Below are 16,491 nucleotides of genomic sequence, written 5' to 3'. Positions count from 1 at the left end.
CGGGTGCCGCACGCAATGAAGAAAGGCCTCGCGACCGTAGCACAGCACACCGAGTTCGACCAGATCATCGACGCCCGCACGCCGGCCGAATTCGCCGAGGACCACCTGCCCGGCGCGATCAACCTGCCCGTGCTGGACAACGAGCAGCGCATCATCGTGGGCACCACCTACAAGCAGCGCTCGGCCTTCGAGGCGCGGCGCATCGGCGGTACCATGGTGCTCGACAACATCTCCCGCCACCTCGCCGGCCACCTCGCCGACAAGCCGAAAAACTGGCGCCCGCTGGTGTATTGCTGGCGCGGCGGCATGCGCAGCGGCGCCTTCGTGACCTGGCTGCGCATGGTGGGCTGGGACGCCCACCAGCTCGCGGGCGGCTACAAGTCCTGGCGCCGCATGGTCATCGCCGAGCTGGAAACCCTGCCCGCCCGCCTGCGCTTCCGCGTGCTCTCCGGCCCCACCGGCAGCGCCAAGACGCGGGTGCTGGAAGCCCTCGCCCGGCGCGGCGCCCAGGTGCTGGACCTGGAAGATCTGGCCGCCCACCGCGGCTCCGTGCTGGGGGCGCTGCCCGGCCGGCCGCAGCCGACGCAGAAATCCTTCGAGACCGCGCTGTTCGCCGCCCTGCAAGGCTTCGACCCCGCGCGACCGGTGTTCGTCGAGGCGGAAAGCCGCAAGATCGGCGTGGTACACCTGCCCGAGGCGCTGATCGCCCAGGTGCGCACCAGTCCCTGCGTGGCCATCGCCGCCAGCCGCTCGGCACGGCTGGACTTCCTGCTGCGCGACTACGCCTGGCTGGGCGACGATCCGGCCGGCCTGCAGGCCAGCCTCGCCCGTCTGAAAGGACTGCAGAGCAACGAGACGCTGGAACGCTGGCACGACTGGGCCGGGCGCGGGGCGCTGGCGGAACTGTTCGGCGAGTTGATCGACCTGCACTACGATCCCCACTACCGGCGCTCCCAAGGCCAGCACTACGCCCGCCTGGAGGCCGCGCAACGCCTGGAAACGGACCGCCTCGACAAGGCCGGCATCGAGCGGCTGGCCGACGCGATCCTGGCGGCATAGGGTGCCTAGCAATCCGGCGGATGGAATGAAGCACGAACACTCCCTCCCCTTCAAGGGGAGGGTTGGGATGGGGATGGGTTTATCGCCGTGCTGAACCGAAACCCATCCCCCTCCTAGCCTCCCCCTTGAAGGGGGAGGAATACGGCCGCCCGGCCGTCGCCGCGCAGCGCACACACCCGCTGCACCACTGCCGGCCGCGGCAACGCCACCTCGCCCTGCTCGAAGGCGACGACCGTGCAGTCGCCCGCTACACGCTCCAGCAGTTCGTTCGGCCGCAGCAGGAAATCCGGGCTGGACGGCTTGCCGAAGCGCTCGTTGCCCGCCATGAAGGTCTCATAGAGCAGCACGCCGCCCGGCGCGAGGCAGGCCAGCAGGTCGGCGAAGCGCGGGCGGTACAGGTAGTTGGCGACCACGATGCCGTCGAACTGGGCGCCGGCGTAGGGCCAGGCGCCCTCTTCCAGGTCCGCGTGGCGCGTGGTGACGCCGGCCGTGCCCCGCAGCGCCGCCAGCGCCTCGGCATCCCGGTCCGCCGCCTCCACCGCGTAACCCCGTCCGGCCAGCCAGCGCGCATGCCGTCCGCTGCCGCAGGCCACGTCCAGCACCCGCCCGCCGGCGCGGATCAGGGGCGCGAAGCGGACGACCCAGGGCGAGGGCTGCATCAGCGGTCGATGCCGGCGATGTGCAGGGCCTTGATCTCCAGGTACTCGTCGATGCCGTGGGTGGAGCCTTCGCGCCCCAGGCCGGACTGCTTGATGCCGCCGAAGGGCGACACCTCGTTGGCCAGGATGCCGGCATTGACGCCCACCATGCCGTATTCCAGCTCCTCGGCGACGCGGAAGATGCGGCCCACGTCGCGGGCGTAGAAATAGGCGGCCAGGCCGTATTCGGTGTCGTTGGCGAGGCGGATGGCCTCGGCTTCATCCTCGAAGCGGAAGATGGGCGCCACCGGGCCGAAGATTTCTTCGCGGGCCACGCGCATGGCCGGAGTCACGTCGGCCAGCACGGTGGGCTGGTAGAAGTTGCCGCCCAGCGCATGGCGCGCGCCACCCGCCACGGCCCGGGCGCCCTTGGCGACCGCGTCGGCCACCAGTTCCTCCACCTTGGCGATGGCCGCCTCGTCGATGAGCGGGCCGACGTTCACGCCCTCGTCCACGCCGCGGCCGACGCGGAAGCCCGCCATGGCCTCGGCAAGTCTGTTGGTGAAGCGCTCATACACGCCGGCCTGCACCAGCATGCGGTTGGCGCACACGCAGGTCTGGCCTGCGTTGCGGTACTTGGAGGCGAGCGCGCCTTCCACCGCGGCATCCAGGTCCGCGTCGTCGAACACGATAAAGGGGGCATTGCCGCCCAGTTCCAGGGACAGCTTCTTGATCGTCGGCGCGCACTGGGCCATCAGCAGCCGGCCCACCTCGGTGGAGCCGGTGAAGGACAGCTTGCGCACCACGGGATTGGCGGTCAGTTCGCCGCCGATGGCCACCGGGTCGCCGGTGAGCACGTTGAGGACACCGCGCGGAATTCCGGCCTGCTCCGCCAACGCCGCCAGCGCAAGCGCGGTGAAGGGGGTCTGCTCGGCGGGCTTGATGACCACCGTGCACCCGGCGGCCAGCGCCGGCGCGGCCTTGCGGGTGATCATCGCAGCCGGGAAGTTCCACGGCGTGATCATGGCGCACACGCCCACCGGCTGGCGGATGGCGAACAGGCGGCGGTCGGCGCCGCTGGTGGGGATGACCTCGCCGCCAGCGCGCTTGGCTTCCTCGGCGAACCATTCCACGAAAGAGGCGCCGTAGATCACCTCGCCCTTTGCCTCGGCCAGGGGCTTGCCCTGCTCGGTGGTCATCAGCAGCGCCAATTCGTCGGCATGGGCGAGGATCAGTTCGAACCAGCGCCGCAGCAGCGCGGCGCGTTCCTTCGCCAGGCGCTTGCGCCAGGCGGGCCAGGCCGCCTCGGCGGCGGCGATGGCGCGACGGGTTTCCGCCGCACCCAGGTCTGGCACGCGGCCGAGGGTTTCGCCCGTGGCCGGGTCGGTGACGGCGAAGCTGGCGCCGCCGTCGGCGTCCACCCAGGCGCCGTCGATGTAGGCCTGCTGGCGGAACAGGGGGGATTCGATGATCTTCTGCATGGCGTTATTCCCGCAATGGACGAGGCGAACCGGGCACCGAACCGCCCGGCGAGCGGAAGATTCTAGCCCGCATCGGCCTGCGTCACACCCCCGTGCGCGGAAAGGCCCCAAGCCCGTGTCGATATGTGATATAGAAATGCCCACCATGCGGCAAAGGAGACGTCGTCCACCGACGGATGCCTTGTGAAGCGGTATGTTTCCCACCTCCCGGCGCTGGCGCTCGCGGCGGTCGCCCTGCATCCCGCCATGCTGCATGCGGCCGACGCGCCCTCCGCCCCCTACGCCTGGTTCGCTGGCGCCGTCGTGCTCGCCGCGCTGATCCTCGCCGTACCCCTGAGCCTGCGCATCCTGCGCGACTGGCAGATCGCCAGCCTGCAGCGCGCCGACGACGACACCGAGCGCCAGGCCACCGAACGCGCGCTGCGCGAAAGCCAGGCGCGCTACCAGGAGGTGGTGGAATCGGTCAACGAAGTCATCCTGCGCACCGATGCCAGCGGCCGCCTCACCTTTCTGAACAGTGCCTGGGAGCGCATCAGCGGCTACCCGGTGGCCGTCAGCCTGGGCAAGAGCCTGGTGGATTTCCTGCACCCGGACGACGTGCCCGCCGCACGGGAGAACCTCAGGCGGATCGCCGCCGGCGAATGCGCCGAGACCCACAGCGAACTGCGCCTGCGCACCCGCAACGGCGAGGTGCGCTGGATCGAGGCGGCCGGCCGCGCGGTGCACGACGGCAACGGCGACCCGCCGGGACTGGCGGGCACGCTGGACGACATTTCCGCGCGCAAGGTCGCCGAACTGACGCTGAAGAACATCAACCAGGAACTGGAAACGCGGGTGCGCGTGCGCACCGCCGAGCTGGAGGCCTCCAACCGCGAGCTGGAGGCCTTTTCCTATTCGGTGTCCCACGACCTGCGCGCGCCCCTGCGGGCCATCGACGGCTTCGCGCGCATCCTCGAGGAAGAACTGGAAGACAGGCTGGAGCCCTCCTCGCGCGCCCACCTGGAACGCATCCGCAAGGCGACAGACCGCATGTCGCAGCTCATCGACGACCTCATCGACCTCGCCCGCCTGACCCGCCAGCCGGTCAACCGCGAACTCGTGGATCTTTCCGGGATCGCCCTGCAGGTGGTCGACGAGCTGCGCGCCGAGGAGCCCGAACGCAAGGTGGAAGTGCAGATCACCCAGCGCATGCAGGTCAACGCCGACCGCAACCTGATGCGCATCGTGCTGGAGAACCTGCTGCGCAACGCGTGGAAGTTCTCCGCCCGCCAGCCGGTGGCGCACATCGTCTTCCGCGCCGAACGGGACGGCGAGCGGCGGGTGTTCTCGGTGAGCGACAACGGCGCCGGCTTCGACATGGCCTTCGCCGCCAACCTGTTCCGCCCCTTCCACCGCCTGCACAGCGACAGCGAGTTCGCCGGCACCGGCATCGGCCTGGCGACGGTCGAGCGCGTCATCGCGCGCCACGGCGGCCTGATCTGGGCGCAATCCCGCCCCGGCGAAGGCGCCACCTTCTACTTCACGCTGGACAGTTGATGGAAAGAAGGCAGGTCGCGGCGCCCGGCGCGGAACAGGTGTTTGACTTGTGTCACAATCCATCATTGTGCACCGCACTATCCTTGCCGGCGCACGCGGCCCGTCCAACAGGGCGGACGCCGCACCGGCCGGCCCGCGAACGACGCGGCCGGCGCGACAGGACGAACAGACCGTAACGGGTACTGCACCATGAAAGAAAAACACTACCTCACGCCCCTGCTGGAACCCCGGTCGGTGGGCGTCATCGGCGCCAGCGAGCGGGAATCCTCCCTCGGCAACGTGCTGATCCGCAACATGCTCGATTCGGCCTTCAAGGGCCGTCTGTTCGCCATCAACCCCCGCCACGAATCGGTGCTCGGCGTACCCTGTTACAAGTCGGTCGAAGACGTGCCCCACCGCCTCGATCTCGCCGTGATCGCGGTGCGCGCGGAAAAAATCCCGGACATCGTCGATGCCTGCGGGCGCGCCGGCGTCAAGGCGGTCATCGTGCTCTCCGCCGGTTTCTCCGAGACCGGCCCGCGCGGCGCCAAGCTGGAACGCCAGGTGGTGGAGGCCGCGCGCCGCCACCGCATCCGCCTGCTGGGCCCCAATTGCCTGGGCATCATGCGTCCGGAACTGGGGCTCAACGCCACCTTCGCCCACGCCAGCGCCAACAAGGGCAGCATCGGCCTGATCTCCCAGTCCGGCGCCCTGTGCGCCGCCATCCTGGACTGGGCCAAGCCCAACAACGTGGGCTTCTCGGCCGTGGTGTCGCTCGGCTCGTCCTCCGACATCGACTTCGGCGAAGTGCTCGAATACATGATCTCGGACCCGCGCACGGAGAGCATCTTCCTGTACGTGGAAGGCATCCGCGACGCGCGCCGCTTCATGAGCGCGCTGCGGGGCGCGGCGCGCGTCAAGCCGGTGCTGCTGATCAAGGTGGGCCGCCACCCGGACGCCTCCAAGGCGGTGCTGCAGCACACCGGCGCGCAGGTGGGCGAGGATGGGGTCTTCGACGCCGCCCTGCGCCGCGCCGGCGTGATCCGCCTGTACAACATGGGGCAGCTCTTCGCCGCCGCCAACGCGCTGTTCTCCCACTTCCGCCCGCGCGGCAACCGCCTGGCCGTGATCACCAACGGCGGCGGCCCGGGCGTGATGGCCGCCGACCGCTGTGCCGACCTGGGCATTCCGCTGTCCGAGTTCTCCGAAGGCACGATGGAGAAGCTCAACGCCGCCCTGCCCGCCGGCTGGTCCCACGGCAACCCGGTGGACATCCTCGGCGACGCCGACGTGGAGCGCTACCGCAAGACGGTGCAGGCCGTGCTGGAAGGCCCCAACGTGGACGGCGTGATGGTCATGCTCACCCCCCAGGCCATGACCGAGCCCACCGAGGTGGCCCAGGCGATCATCGACCTGGAGAAGAACGCCGACAAACCGGTGCTGACCTGCTGGATGGGCGAGGAACTGGTGCTGGAAGCGCGCCACATGTTCATCGAGGCGGGCATCCCCACCTTCCGCACGCCGGAGCCGGCGGTGGAACTGTTCAGCCACATCTCCGCCTACTACCGCAACCAGAAGCTGCTGATGCAGACGCCGGCTTCCCTGTCGCACCTGAATCCGCCGTCCATCGAAAGCGCCCGCCTGGTCATCGAAACCGCGCTCGCCGAGCGCCGCAAGGCGCTCAACGAGATGGAATCGAAGGCCCTGCTGGCCGCCTTCCGCATCCCCATCGCGCAGACCGTGGTGGCACGCTCGGCCACCGAGGCCATGGTGCTGGCCGAGGAAATCGGCCTGCCGGTGGTGATGAAGATCGACTCCCCCAGCATCATCCACAAGAGCGATTCCGGCGGCGTGCGCCTGAACCTCGGCAGCCTGGCCGCGGTGCGCACCGCCTACCAGGAAATCCTCGACGAGGTGCGCAAGAACAAGCCGGACGCGGCGATCAACGGCGTGGCCATCGAGCCCATGATCCTCAAGCGCAACGGCCGCGAACTGGTCGTGGGCGTCAAGCGCGACGCCGTGTTCGGGCCGGTGATCACCTTCGGCGAGGGCGGCAACCGGGTCGAGGCCAACCGCGACCTGGCCGTGGCCCTGCCGCCGCTCAACAACTTCCTGGTGCGCGACCTGATCCGCTCCAGCCGCGTCGCCCCGCTGCTCGACGAGTTCCGCAACATGCCCGCGGTGGACATGGATGCGCTGGAACTCGTGATGCTGCGCGTCTCCGAGATGGTCTGCGAGCTGCCGTGGATCCACCAGATGGAGATCAACCCGCTGATCGTGGACGAAAAGGGCGCGGTGGCGGTGGATTGCCGCATCATCGTGGACAACGTCTCGCCCACCGCGGATCGCTACGACCACATGGCGATCCACCCCTATCCGTCGCACCTCACCCACAAGTGGACCGTGCCCGACGGCACCGAGGTCACCATCCGCCCGATCAAGCCGGAAGACGCGGAGCTGGAGATCGAGTTCGTGCGCAAGCTGTCGCCCGAAACCAAGTATTACCGCTTCATGAACACCATGCGCGAACTGCCGCCCGCGATGGTCGCCCGCCTCACCCAGATCGACTACGACCGGGAGATGGCCTTCGTCGCCACGGTGGAAAAGGACGGCGCCGACATGGAAATCGGCGTGTGCCGCTACGCGGTGAACCCGGACGGCGAATCCTGCGAGTTCGCCGTGGTGGTGTCCGACGAATGGCAGCACCGCGGCCTCGCCCGCCGCCTCATGGGCGTGCTCATCGAAACCGCGCGCGGCAAGGGCCTGGCCTACATGAACGGTGTCTTCCTCGCCAACAACGAGCGCATGCTGAAGTTCGTCCAGGGCCTGGGTTTCGTGCTCTCCAACGACCCCGAGGACAACACCGTCAAGCTCGGGGTGCTGGCGCTGCAGGACTGAGCCGGGAGTATCATCGCCGCCTTCTCCCGGACCACACGGACACCATGCCCGGCATCGAAACCATAGAATTCCAGGGCCTGCCGGCCCTGCACCTGAGCACCGCCGACGGTGCCAGCGCCGTCGTCACCCCTTACGGCGGCCAGGTGCTGTCCTGGGCGCCGACGCGCGGACGCGAACGGCTCTACCTGAGCGACCGCGCCCGCTTCGACGGCAAGAGCCCCGTCCGCGGCGGCGTACCGGTGTGCTTTCCCCAGTTCTCCACCCTGGGCAAGCTGCCGCGCCACGGCTTCGCACGCACCGCCCTGTGGGAGATCACCGAACAGCGCAGCGGCGGCGACTACGCGCTGGCCACGCTGCAACTGGCCGACAACCCCGAAACCCGTGCCTTGTGGCCGCATCCCTTCCTGCTGGAACTCACGCTGGCCATCGAGGGCGGCCGCCTGGACCTGGAGCTGGAAGTGGAGAACAGCGGCCACGCCCCCTTCGCCTTCAGCGCCGCGCTGCACACCTATCTGCGCGTGGCCGAACTGGAGGAATCCCGCCTGGAGGGCCTGCACGGCTTCGAATACCGGGACGCCCTGCACGGCGACGCCGTCCGCCGCGAATCCGGCGAGGCGCTGATTTTCGAGGCCGGCATCGACCGGGTCTACCACGACGTGACCCGACCCCTGCTGCTGCGCGAGTCCGGCCGTGCGCTGGGCATCAACGCCGACGGCTTCCCGGACGTGGTGGTGTGGAACCCGTGGGAAGACGGCAGCGCGCAGATCGCCGACATGGCGCCGGGCGACTTCCGCCGCATGCTGTGCGTGGAAGCCGCCGCCGCGCACCAGCGCATCGAGCTGGCCGCCGGCGAATCCTGGGTCGGCCGCCAGACCCTGGTCACCCTCTGACTCCCTGTGGGAGCGGGCTTGCCCGCGATGGGGCGGTCATGAGCACTTGGAACCGCCCCATCGCGGCCAAGGCCGCTCCTACAGCCCGACTTGCCCCCTGGCCCCATCTGGGGCACCATCCCCGCCCCGTTTTTCGATTCCCCCGCCGCCCCGCATGCTGCCACCCATCGAACACCGCATCGCCACCGAACTGGGCGTTCAGCCCCGCCAGGTCTTCGCCGCCGTCGCCCTGCTGGACGAAGGCGCCACCGTGCCCTTCGTCGCCCGCTACCGCAAGGAAGCCACCGGCGGCCTGGACGACACCCAGTTGCGCACGCTGGAAGAACGCCTGGGCTACCTGCGGGAACTGGAAGAGCGCCGCGCCACCGTGCTCGCGTCCATCGAGGAACAGGGCAAGCTCACCCCCGTGCTGCGCGAGGACGTGGAGAACGCCGACACCAAGCAGCGCCTGGAAGACCTCTACCTGCCCTACAAGCCCAAGCGCCGCACCAAAGCGCAGATCGCCCGGGAGGCCGGCATCGGCCCGCTGGCCGAGGCCCTGCTGGCCGACCCCACGCTGAACCCGGAGACCGAAGCCGCCGCATATTTGAACGAGGAAGCCGGTTTCCCGGACGCGAAAAGCGTGCTCGACGGCGCCCGCCAGATCCTCATCGAGCAGTTTGCCGAGGATGCGGAACTGCTCGGCACCCTGCGCACCCTCCTGGCCGACGAGGGCGAGGTGGCCTCCACCGTGGTCGAGGGCAAGGAGAACGAAGGCGCGAAGTTCCGCGACTGGTTCGACTTCCGCGAGCCCATCGCGAAGATTCCCTCCCACCGCGCGCTGGCCCTGCTGCGCGGGCGCAACGAGGGTGTGCTGCGCCTCGCGCTCGCCCTGCCCCACGACCCGGAGGCCGGCCCCCACCCCTGCGAACGCCGCATCGCCGCCCGTTTCGGCATTCGCGACCAGGGCCGCGCGGCCGACCGCTGGCTCGCCGACACCGTGCGCTGGGCATGGAACGTGAAGATCTCCCTGCACCTGGAACTGGAGCTGATGAACCAGTTGCGCGAGCGCGCCGAGGAAGAGGCCATCCACATCTTCGCGCGCAACCTCAAGGACCTGCTGCTGGCCGCCCCGGCCGGCAGCCGCAACACCATGGGCCTGGACCCTGGCATCCGCACCGGCGTCAAGGTGGCCGTCGTGGACGCCACCGGCAAACTGGTGGATACCGCCACCGTCTATCCCTTCGAGCCGCGCCGCGACGTGGAAGGCACGCTCGCCACCCTGGCCGCGCTGGCGAAGCGCCACGGCGTGGATCTCGTCGCCATCGGCAACGGCACCGCGTCGCGGGAAACGGACGCGCTCGCCGCCGAACTGATCCGCCGCCACCCGGAACTGCGCCTGACCAAGGTCATGGTGTCGGAGGCCGGCGCCTCGGTGTATTCCGCCTCGGAACTGGCGGCGCGCGAGTTCCCGGACGTGGACGTGTCCCTGCGCGGCGCGGTGTCCATCGCCCGCCGCCTGCAGGACCCGCTGGCCGAACTGGTCAAGATCGACCCCAAGTCCATTGGCGTGGGCCAGTACCAGCACGACGTGAACCAGTCCCGCCTGGCGAAGAGCCTGGACGCGGTGGTGGAGGACTGCGTGAACGCGGTGGGCGTGGACGTGAACACCGCCTCCGCCCCACTGCTGGCGCGCATCTCCGGCCTCAACGGCACGCTCGCGGCCAACATCGTCGAACACCGCAACGCCAACGGCCCCTTCCACTCCCGCGAGGCGCTGAAATCCGTGCCCCGCCTCGGCCCCAAGACCTTCGAACAGGCGGCTGGCTTCCTGCGCATCCCCGCCGGCGACAATCCGCTGGACGCCTCGGCCGTGCACCCGGAAGCCTATCCGGTGGTCGAACGCATCCTCGCCCGCGTGCAGAAAGGCGTGCGCGAACTGATGGGCAACGGCAGCTTCCTGAAGAGCCTGAGGCCCGCCGAATTCACCGACGAGCGCTTCGGCCTGCCCACCGTGCAGGACATCCTCGCCGAACTGGAAAAACCCGGCCGCGACCCCCGCCCCGAGTTCCGCACCGCCACCTTCCGCGAAGGCGTGGAGACGCTGAAGGACCTCGCCCCCGGCATGATCCTGGAAGGCGTGGTGACCAACGTCACCAACTTCGGCGCCTTCGTGGACATCGGCGTGCATCAGGACGGCCTGGTGCACGTCTCCGCGCTGGCCGACCGCTTCGTCAAGGACCCCCACAGCGTGGTCAAGGCCGGCCAGGTGGTGAAGGTGAAGGTGCTGGAGGTGGACCTGCAGCGCCAGCGCATCGCGCTGACCATGCGCATGGGCGACGAAGCCGCGACGAAGCCGCGCGGCGAGCGTCCTCCACAGCCGGCCGAACGCCGCCACGACCGCCCCCAGGGCACCCGCAACCCGGGACGCGAGCGCGAACCGGCCGCCAACAACGCCCTGGCCGCCGCCTTCGCCCGCGCCCGGCAAAAATGAGCCCGAGCATGAAGACCACGATCTACGGCATCAAGAACTGCGACACGATGAAGAAGGCCTTCGCCTGGCTGGACGAGCGCGGCATCGCCTATGATTTCCACGACTACAAGAAGTCCGGCATCGCCACCGCCAGGCTGCACGCGTGGAGCAAGGCGCTGGGCTGGCGCACGCTGGTGAACACCCGCGGTACCACCTGGCGCAAGCTCACGCCCGAGCAGCAGGCCGTCGACACCCAGAGCGCCGCCGTGCAACTGATGGCCGAACACCCCAGCCTGATCAGGCGGCCGGTGGTGGAGACCGCATCCGGCCACCTGCTGGTGGGCTTCGATCCCGCCACCTTCTCCAGTTTCATCAAGTCCGAGGACAACGCCTGATGCCCGCCAGCTACGTGCAGCCCTTCCTGCTCGACAAGCTCGACATCCGCGGCGCGCTGGTGCGCCTGGAGGACGTGTGGCAGGCCCTGCAGGCCGGGCGCGACTACCCGCTCGCGGTGGCCGCCCTGCTCGGCCAGATGAGCGCCATCGCCGCGCTGATCACCGCCAACCTCAAGCAGCCCGGCCGCCTCACCTTCCAGATCCAGGGCCACGGCCCGGTGGGCCTGCTGGTGGTGGACTGCAACGCCCAGCTCAACCTGCGCGGCTACGCGCGCATCGACGCCCCCGCCGCCGGCCGGCACCTGGACGAACTGGTGGGCGACGGCCGCCTGCAGCTCACGCTGGACGTGGAAGGCCTGGACCAGCCCTACCAGAGCGTGGTGCCGCTGGAAGGCGACAGCATCGCCGCGACCTTCGAACACTACCTGGCCCAGTCCGAGCAGCAGCCCGCCGGCCTGTGGCTGGCGAACGACGGCAACGCCGCGGTGGCCCTCTTCCTGCAGAAGATGCCCGGCGCCGACGGAAAGGACCTGGACGGCTGGGACCGCGTCCACCACCTGGCCCGGACCGTGCGCCCGGACGAACTCCTCGGCCTCGCGCCGGAACAGTTGCTGGGGCTGCTTTTCGCCGAAGAGGACGTGCGCCTGTTCGACCCCCGCCCGGTCATCCACCACTGGCCGCCGGACCGGGACAAGGTCGCCGGCATGCTGCTCGGCCTGGGCGAGGAGGAAGTGCGCGCCATCCTTGCCGAGCACGGCGAAGTAGTGGTCAAGGACGACCTCACCAACCACAGCTACCGCTTCGACGCCGCCGACGTGGACGCCCTGTTCCAGCCCCCCACCCTGCACTGACCCTCTCGGGAGAGACGCCGATGAACACCGAACGCACCCCCTCCGCGGGCATGCTCCGCCTCACCCACTTCATCTACGCCCTGCACGCCTTCGCGGTGTTCTCGGCCGTGCTCGGCTCGGCCACCATCGTCTTCAGCTTCGTCGCCAGCCTGCCGTCCCTGGCGGCCATCGTGCTCAACTACTGGAACCGCAGCGCGGTGCGCGGCACCTGGCTGGATTCCCATTTCAGTTGGCAGATCCGCTCCTTCTGGTGGACGCTGGCGTGGATCGTCATCGCCGCCGTGGCGGTATTCACGCTGATCGGCATCCCGTTCGCAATCGCCGCCTTCGGGATCGTCTCCGTGTGGGTGGTGTATCGCGTGGTGCGCGGCTGGTGGCGGCTGGCCGACGGCCAGCCCATGCCGATGCCGCCGGCGGCGTGAGGCCACCGCGCACTACGCCACACCCTGCGGGCCCACGCCCTACGGCTGCCTTGCCCGAAACCCTGCTGCTCAGTAGACTCCAAGGCTTTTGAGGCCGCCTAAGCCGATGACCCAGCTTCCCTCCGCCACCCGCGCCATCGAGTTCCGCAATGCAACGCTCGGCGCCACCGTCGCCGTGCTGCGCGAGACCGAACCCGCAGGCCTGGCCGACGCCCTGCACAAGATGCTGGGCGGCATGCCGGATTTCTTCAGCGGCGAGGCCACGGTGCTGGACTTCGGCACCCTGGAGGGCAGCCCCGAGCGCATCGACTGGGCCGGCCTGCTGAGCCTGCTGCGCCGCTACCAGTTGCAGCCGGTGGGCGTACGCAACCTTCCGCCGGATTTCGCCGAAGGCGCCCGCCGCGCCGGACTGGCGCTGCTGGACGGCGCCGAACTGCGCGAACGCCAGGGCGCGCCGGCCCCCGCCCCGGTACGCGCCGAACCGCCCCCGCCGCCGCCCGCGCCCGCCCCGGCACCGATCAGTGCCGGCACCATGTTCGTGGACCGTCCGCTGCGCTCCGGCCAGCAGGTCTATGCCCGCGGCGGCGACCTGGTGGTGCTGGCGGGCGTCAGCAACGGCGCGGAGATCATCGCCGACGGCAGCATCCACTGCTACGGCCCCCTGCGCGGCCGCGCGCTGGCCGGCGCCCAGGGCGACACGTCGGCGCGCATCGTGGCCACCAACTTCGGCCCGGAACTGGTCTCCATCGCGGGCGTCTATCGCACCTTCGACAAGGGCATTCCCGAACACCTCGCCGGCCGCGCCGCCCTCGTGCGCCTGACCGGCTCGGCCAACGACTACAAACTCGACCTCCAGCCGCTGCATCTGGACTGAACCAACAAGGGGAAACCGTGAAAGTCATCGTCGTAACTTCCGGCAAGGGCGGTGTGGGCAAGACCACCACCAGCGCGGCTTTCTCGTCCGGCCTCGCCCTGCGCGGCTTCAAGACCGCGGTCATCGACTTCGACGTGGGCCTGCGTAACCTGGACCTCATCATGGGCTGCGAACGCCGCGTGGTGTACGACCTGGTCAACGTCATCAACGGCGAAGCCAAGCTCAACCAGGCGCTGATCAAGGACAAGCACTGCGAAAACCTCTACGTGCTGCCGGCCTCGCAGACCCGCGACAAGGACGCGCTGACCGAGGAAGGCGTGGAGGCCGTGCTCAAGGAACTGGAGCACCTGGGCTTCGAATACGCCGTGTGCGACTCGCCCGCCGGCATCGAGCGCGGCGCGGTCATGGCGCTCACCTTCGCCGACGAAGCCATCGTCACCACCAACCCGGAAGTCTCCTCGGTGCGCGACTCCGACCGCATCCTGGGCATCCTGCAGTCCAAGTCGCGCCGCGCCTCCGAAGGCCGCGAGCCGGTCAAGGAGCACCTGCTGGTCACCCGCTACTCGCCCAAGCGCGTCGAGGAAGGCGAGATGCTCTCCTACAAGGACGTGCAGGAACTGCTGCGCGTGCCGCTGATCGGCGTCATCCCGGAATCCGAATCCGTGCTGCAGGCTTCCAACCAGGGCACCCCGGCCATCCACCTGAAGGGCAGCGACGTCTCCGAGGCCTACCACGACGTGGTCGCGCGCTTCCTCGGCGAGGAACGCGAACTGCGCTTCGTGGACTACGAAAAGCCGGGCCTGATCAAGCGCCTGTTCGGAGGCAAGTGAGATGTCCTTCCTTGCCAAGCTCTTCGGCGAAAAGAAGAAGACCGCGGAGATCGCCAAGAACCGCCTGTCGCTTCTCATCGCCCACGAACGCAGCGGCGGCGCCGCATCCGCCGATTTCCTGCCCGCGCTGCAGAAGGACCTGATCCAGGTGATCTCCAAGTACGTCGCCGTCAACCCGGACGACATCAAGGTGCAACTGGAAAAGCAGGACAACTACGAGGTCCTGGAAGTCAACATCGTGCTGCCCGAGAACAGCCGCTGAGCAGCGCGCCCGGATGGTGAAACTGGTAGACACAAGGGACTTAAAATCCCTCGGCGCAAGCCGTGCGGGTTCGAGCCCCGCTCCGGGCACCAGCATGCAGGCCCCCGGCGCCCCGCGCGTGGTCGGGCACCCCGCTGTTGAGTGCGAGTCCGACGCTCAGCAGGGTGTTGCGGAGATCGGCACGTGATCGTCTTCAATCTGGCTTGCGACGGGGATCATCGCTTCGAGGGCTGGTTCGCTTCGGCGGAGGCTTTCGACGACCAGCGGGCACGCGGCCTGGTGGCCTGTCCGGTGTGCGGCTCGGACACGGTCGAGCGCCTGCCGTCCGCGCCCTACGTGGTGACCCGCCACGAACAGCGCCCCGTGGAAGCCGCCAAACCCACCCCTGCACCAGCCCCTGCGCCGACCGTCGAAGCCGCCGCGGTGATGGCGCTGCTGCGCCGCATGGCGCGCGAATCCGAGGACGTGGGCGAACGCTTCCCCGACGAGGCGCGCAAGATCCACTACGGCGACGCGGAAGCGCGCAGCATCCGCGGCCAGGCGGGCCGCGACGATCTGGAAGAGCTGATCGAGGAAGGCATCATGGTGCTGCCGGTCCCCGGCGAGGAAGACCTGCACTGAGCGTCCGCCCGCGGCTCAGGCGCAGCGCGCCCTGATCAGCGGAATCCACATCTCCTCGGCGCTCAGGCCGCCGTGCACGCCGATCAGTTCGTGGTGCCGTTCCCCCGGCACATGGTCGGACACCGTCCAGCCCGCTTCCATCAGCAGCGCATGGGTGCCGACGCGCTCCGCGAGCCGCTTGTGGCGGGCGCCGTGGCCGAACAGGCCCTCCGCCACCAGTTCGGCGGAACGGCGCACCACGCCCTTCCCCGCCAGCGCCTCGCGCGCCCACGCCTCGAACTCCTCTTCCGCCCCCGCCTTGACGTGACAGAAGGCCGCACGCCGCTCGCCGAAGAGCGGTGCGTTCAGCATGGCGGACACGTCCGGATGGGCATCGAGCTGCACGCGGCGCTCGGGCGGATTGTCGATGAAGCCATGGTCGGCGCTCACCAGCACTTCCGCCCCGCTGCCGGCGAGGCGATCGCACAGAGTACGGAAGGCGACGTCGATGCGGCCGAACTCCTCCACCACCGGCGCCGAATGGCAGCCGTGGCGGTGGCTGAGCGCATCGAAACGGTCGTGGTAGGCATAGACGTAGCCGCCGCCGGCCCGGCCCAGTTCGCGCACTGCCTCGGCCACGCGGCCGACGAGGTCGTCCACGCCGTCGTGGGCGACGATGCGCGCGCCGCGGGAGTGGCGCAGCGAGTAGCCGGACCAGGCGATGGGGCGCGGCGCCACGACGACGGCCGGCCGGCGGGTGCGCTGGAACAGGCTGCGATAGGGAAACAGGCGCGGGATCAGGAAGGGGCCGTGCAGCGCACCGCCGCCGCGGCGTTCGATGGGCAGCGGCGCGAGCACGCCGCCGAAGCGGCGGTCGTGGATGAACCAGCCGGTGAGGCCGTGGGCCTGGGGCATGAGGCCGGTCATCACGGTGGTGATGGCGCTGGCGGTGGTGGACGGGAACACGCTGGTGAGCCGCCCCCGCCGGTGCGCGAGCAGCGCGCTGCCGGCTCCGAAGCGCTGCAGGAAATCGTCTCCCAGGCCATCGACCAGCCAGAACACCAGCACGCCGCCGCCTGCCTGCTGCGGCTCGTCCGACGCCATCCACGGCAGGCCCGCCCGTTCGCCGGCCAGCCAGCGCCGCACGCCGGCCGCCAGGCCGTAGAGGCCGCCGCAGCCGTAATCGGGCCGCACGGCACCGCCGGGCAGCCTGCGGGCGGAGCCGGGGTCATCGGGCATGTCGCGCACGTCCGGGGGAAATTTCGTCGTCTTCTCCATGGCTCCATCTTCTCAAAGCTTGGAGCCTCCGCGATACCCGGGGTGA

General features: G+C 69.5%; 15 protein-coding genes and 1 tRNA gene. 13 read left to right on the top strand and 3 right to left on the bottom strand.

Annotated features, from left to right (window positions below):
- Positions 1 to 15 precede the first annotated feature (15 nt).
- On the top strand, positions 16 to 1,059 hold the full coding sequence (gene mnmH / locus E6O51_RS04690) for a tRNA 2-selenouridine(34) synthase MnmH (protein WP_136383817.1): 1,044 nt from the start codon (positions 16 to 18) through the stop codon (positions 1,057 to 1,059).
- A 113-nt stretch (positions 1,060 to 1,172) separates the two neighbouring features.
- Here mnmH and E6O51_RS04685 read toward each other — a convergent pair whose 3' ends face one another.
- Together E6O51_RS04685 and E6O51_RS04680 are read right to left on the bottom strand one after the other, a co-directional pair.
- The gene (locus E6O51_RS04685; protein ID WP_136383816.1) at positions 1,173 to 1,718 is read right to left on the bottom strand and encodes a class I SAM-dependent methyltransferase; all 546 of its coding nucleotides are present in this window, start codon (positions 1,716 to 1,718) and stop codon (positions 1,173 to 1,175) included.
- Positions 1,718 to 3,178, bottom strand: coding sequence for an NAD-dependent succinate-semialdehyde dehydrogenase (locus E6O51_RS04680; protein WP_136383815.1), 1,461 nt, complete (start codon positions 3,176 to 3,178; stop codon positions 1,718 to 1,720). The genes E6O51_RS04685 and E6O51_RS04680 overlap by 1 nt, the downstream gene beginning before the upstream one ends.
- Positions 3,179 to 3,361: 183 nt before the next feature.
- Between E6O51_RS04680 and E6O51_RS04675 the strand changes: the two genes are divergently transcribed.
- The 12 genes from E6O51_RS04675 to E6O51_RS04620 all read left to right on the top strand — a co-directional run bounded on the left by E6O51_RS04675 (position 3,362) and on the right by E6O51_RS04620 (position 15,188).
- The gene (locus tag E6O51_RS04675; protein ID WP_230976697.1) at positions 3,362 to 4,714 is read left to right on the top strand and encodes a sensor histidine kinase; all 1,353 of its coding nucleotides are present in this window, start codon (positions 3,362 to 3,364) and stop codon (positions 4,712 to 4,714) included.
- Positions 4,715 to 4,903: 189 nt separating this feature from the next.
- On the top strand, positions 4,904 to 7,591 hold the full coding sequence (locus tag E6O51_RS04670; protein ID WP_136383814.1) for a bifunctional acetate--CoA ligase family protein/GNAT family N-acetyltransferase: 2,688 nt from the start codon (positions 4,904 to 4,906) through the stop codon (positions 7,589 to 7,591).
- 44 nt (positions 7,592 to 7,635) lie between these two features.
- Complete coding sequence (locus E6O51_RS04665) at positions 7,636 to 8,481, top strand: D-hexose-6-phosphate mutarotase (RefSeq protein WP_136383813.1); 846 nt, start codon at positions 7,636 to 7,638, stop codon at positions 8,479 to 8,481.
- A gap of 154 nt (positions 8,482 to 8,635) precedes the next feature.
- The gene (locus E6O51_RS04660; RefSeq protein WP_136383812.1) at positions 8,636 to 10,954 is read left to right on the top strand and encodes a Tex family protein; all 2,319 of its coding nucleotides are present in this window, start codon (positions 8,636 to 8,638) and stop codon (positions 10,952 to 10,954) included.
- An 8-nt stretch (positions 10,955 to 10,962) separates the two neighbouring features.
- Entirely contained in the window at positions 10,963 to 11,328 is a 366-nt protein-coding gene (locus E6O51_RS04655; protein WP_136383811.1) for an ArsC family reductase, read from the top strand.
- Complete coding sequence (gene hslO, locus E6O51_RS04650) at positions 11,328 to 12,179, top strand: Hsp33 family molecular chaperone HslO (RefSeq protein ID WP_136383810.1); 852 nt, start codon at positions 11,328 to 11,330, stop codon at positions 12,177 to 12,179. Before E6O51_RS04655 ends, hslO begins: the two co-directional genes overlap by 1 nt.
- 20 nt (positions 12,180 to 12,199) lie before the next feature.
- Entirely contained in the window at positions 12,200 to 12,601 is a 402-nt protein-coding gene (locus E6O51_RS04645) for a DUF4870 family protein (RefSeq protein ID WP_136383809.1), read from the top strand.
- 106 nt (positions 12,602 to 12,707) lie between these two features.
- Positions 12,708 to 13,475 (top strand): septum site-determining protein MinC, encoded by a 768-nt coding sequence (gene minC / locus E6O51_RS04640; protein ID WP_136383808.1) that lies wholly within the window; start codon positions 12,708 to 12,710, stop codon positions 13,473 to 13,475.
- 17 nt (positions 13,476 to 13,492) lie between these two features.
- Complete coding sequence (gene minD, locus E6O51_RS04635; protein ID WP_136383807.1) at positions 13,493 to 14,305, top strand: septum site-determining protein MinD; 813 nt, start codon at positions 13,493 to 13,495, stop codon at positions 14,303 to 14,305.
- A gap of 1 nt (position 14,306) precedes the next feature.
- Positions 14,307 to 14,567 (top strand): cell division topological specificity factor MinE, encoded by a 261-nt coding sequence (gene minE, locus E6O51_RS04630; protein ID WP_136383806.1) that lies wholly within the window; start codon positions 14,307 to 14,309, stop codon positions 14,565 to 14,567.
- 7 nt (positions 14,568 to 14,574) lie between these two features.
- A tRNA-Leu gene (locus E6O51_RS04625) sits at positions 14,575 to 14,659 on the top strand.
- 91 nt (positions 14,660 to 14,750) lie between these two features.
- Positions 14,751 to 15,188: a DUF1178 family protein gene (locus E6O51_RS04620; RefSeq protein ID WP_136383805.1), complete on the top strand. Its 438-nt coding sequence runs from the start codon at positions 14,751 to 14,753 to the stop codon at positions 15,186 to 15,188.
- Positions 15,189 to 15,203: 15 nt separating this feature from the next.
- Here the strand turns inward: E6O51_RS04620 and E6O51_RS04615 are convergent, their stop codons facing one another.
- Positions 15,204 to 16,445, bottom strand: a complete 1,242-nt coding sequence (locus tag E6O51_RS04615) for an alkaline phosphatase family protein (protein WP_230976696.1) — start codon at positions 16,443 to 16,445, stop codon at positions 15,204 to 15,206.
- Between the last annotated feature and the right edge of the window lie 46 nt (positions 16,446 to 16,491).

The sequence above is a fragment of the Pseudothauera rhizosphaerae genome (genome assembly GCF_004801305.1).
Lineage (GTDB): Bacteria > Pseudomonadota > Gammaproteobacteria > Burkholderiales > Rhodocyclaceae > Pseudothauera > Pseudothauera rhizosphaerae.
This window is presented reverse-complemented; position numbering and strand designations above follow the sequence as displayed.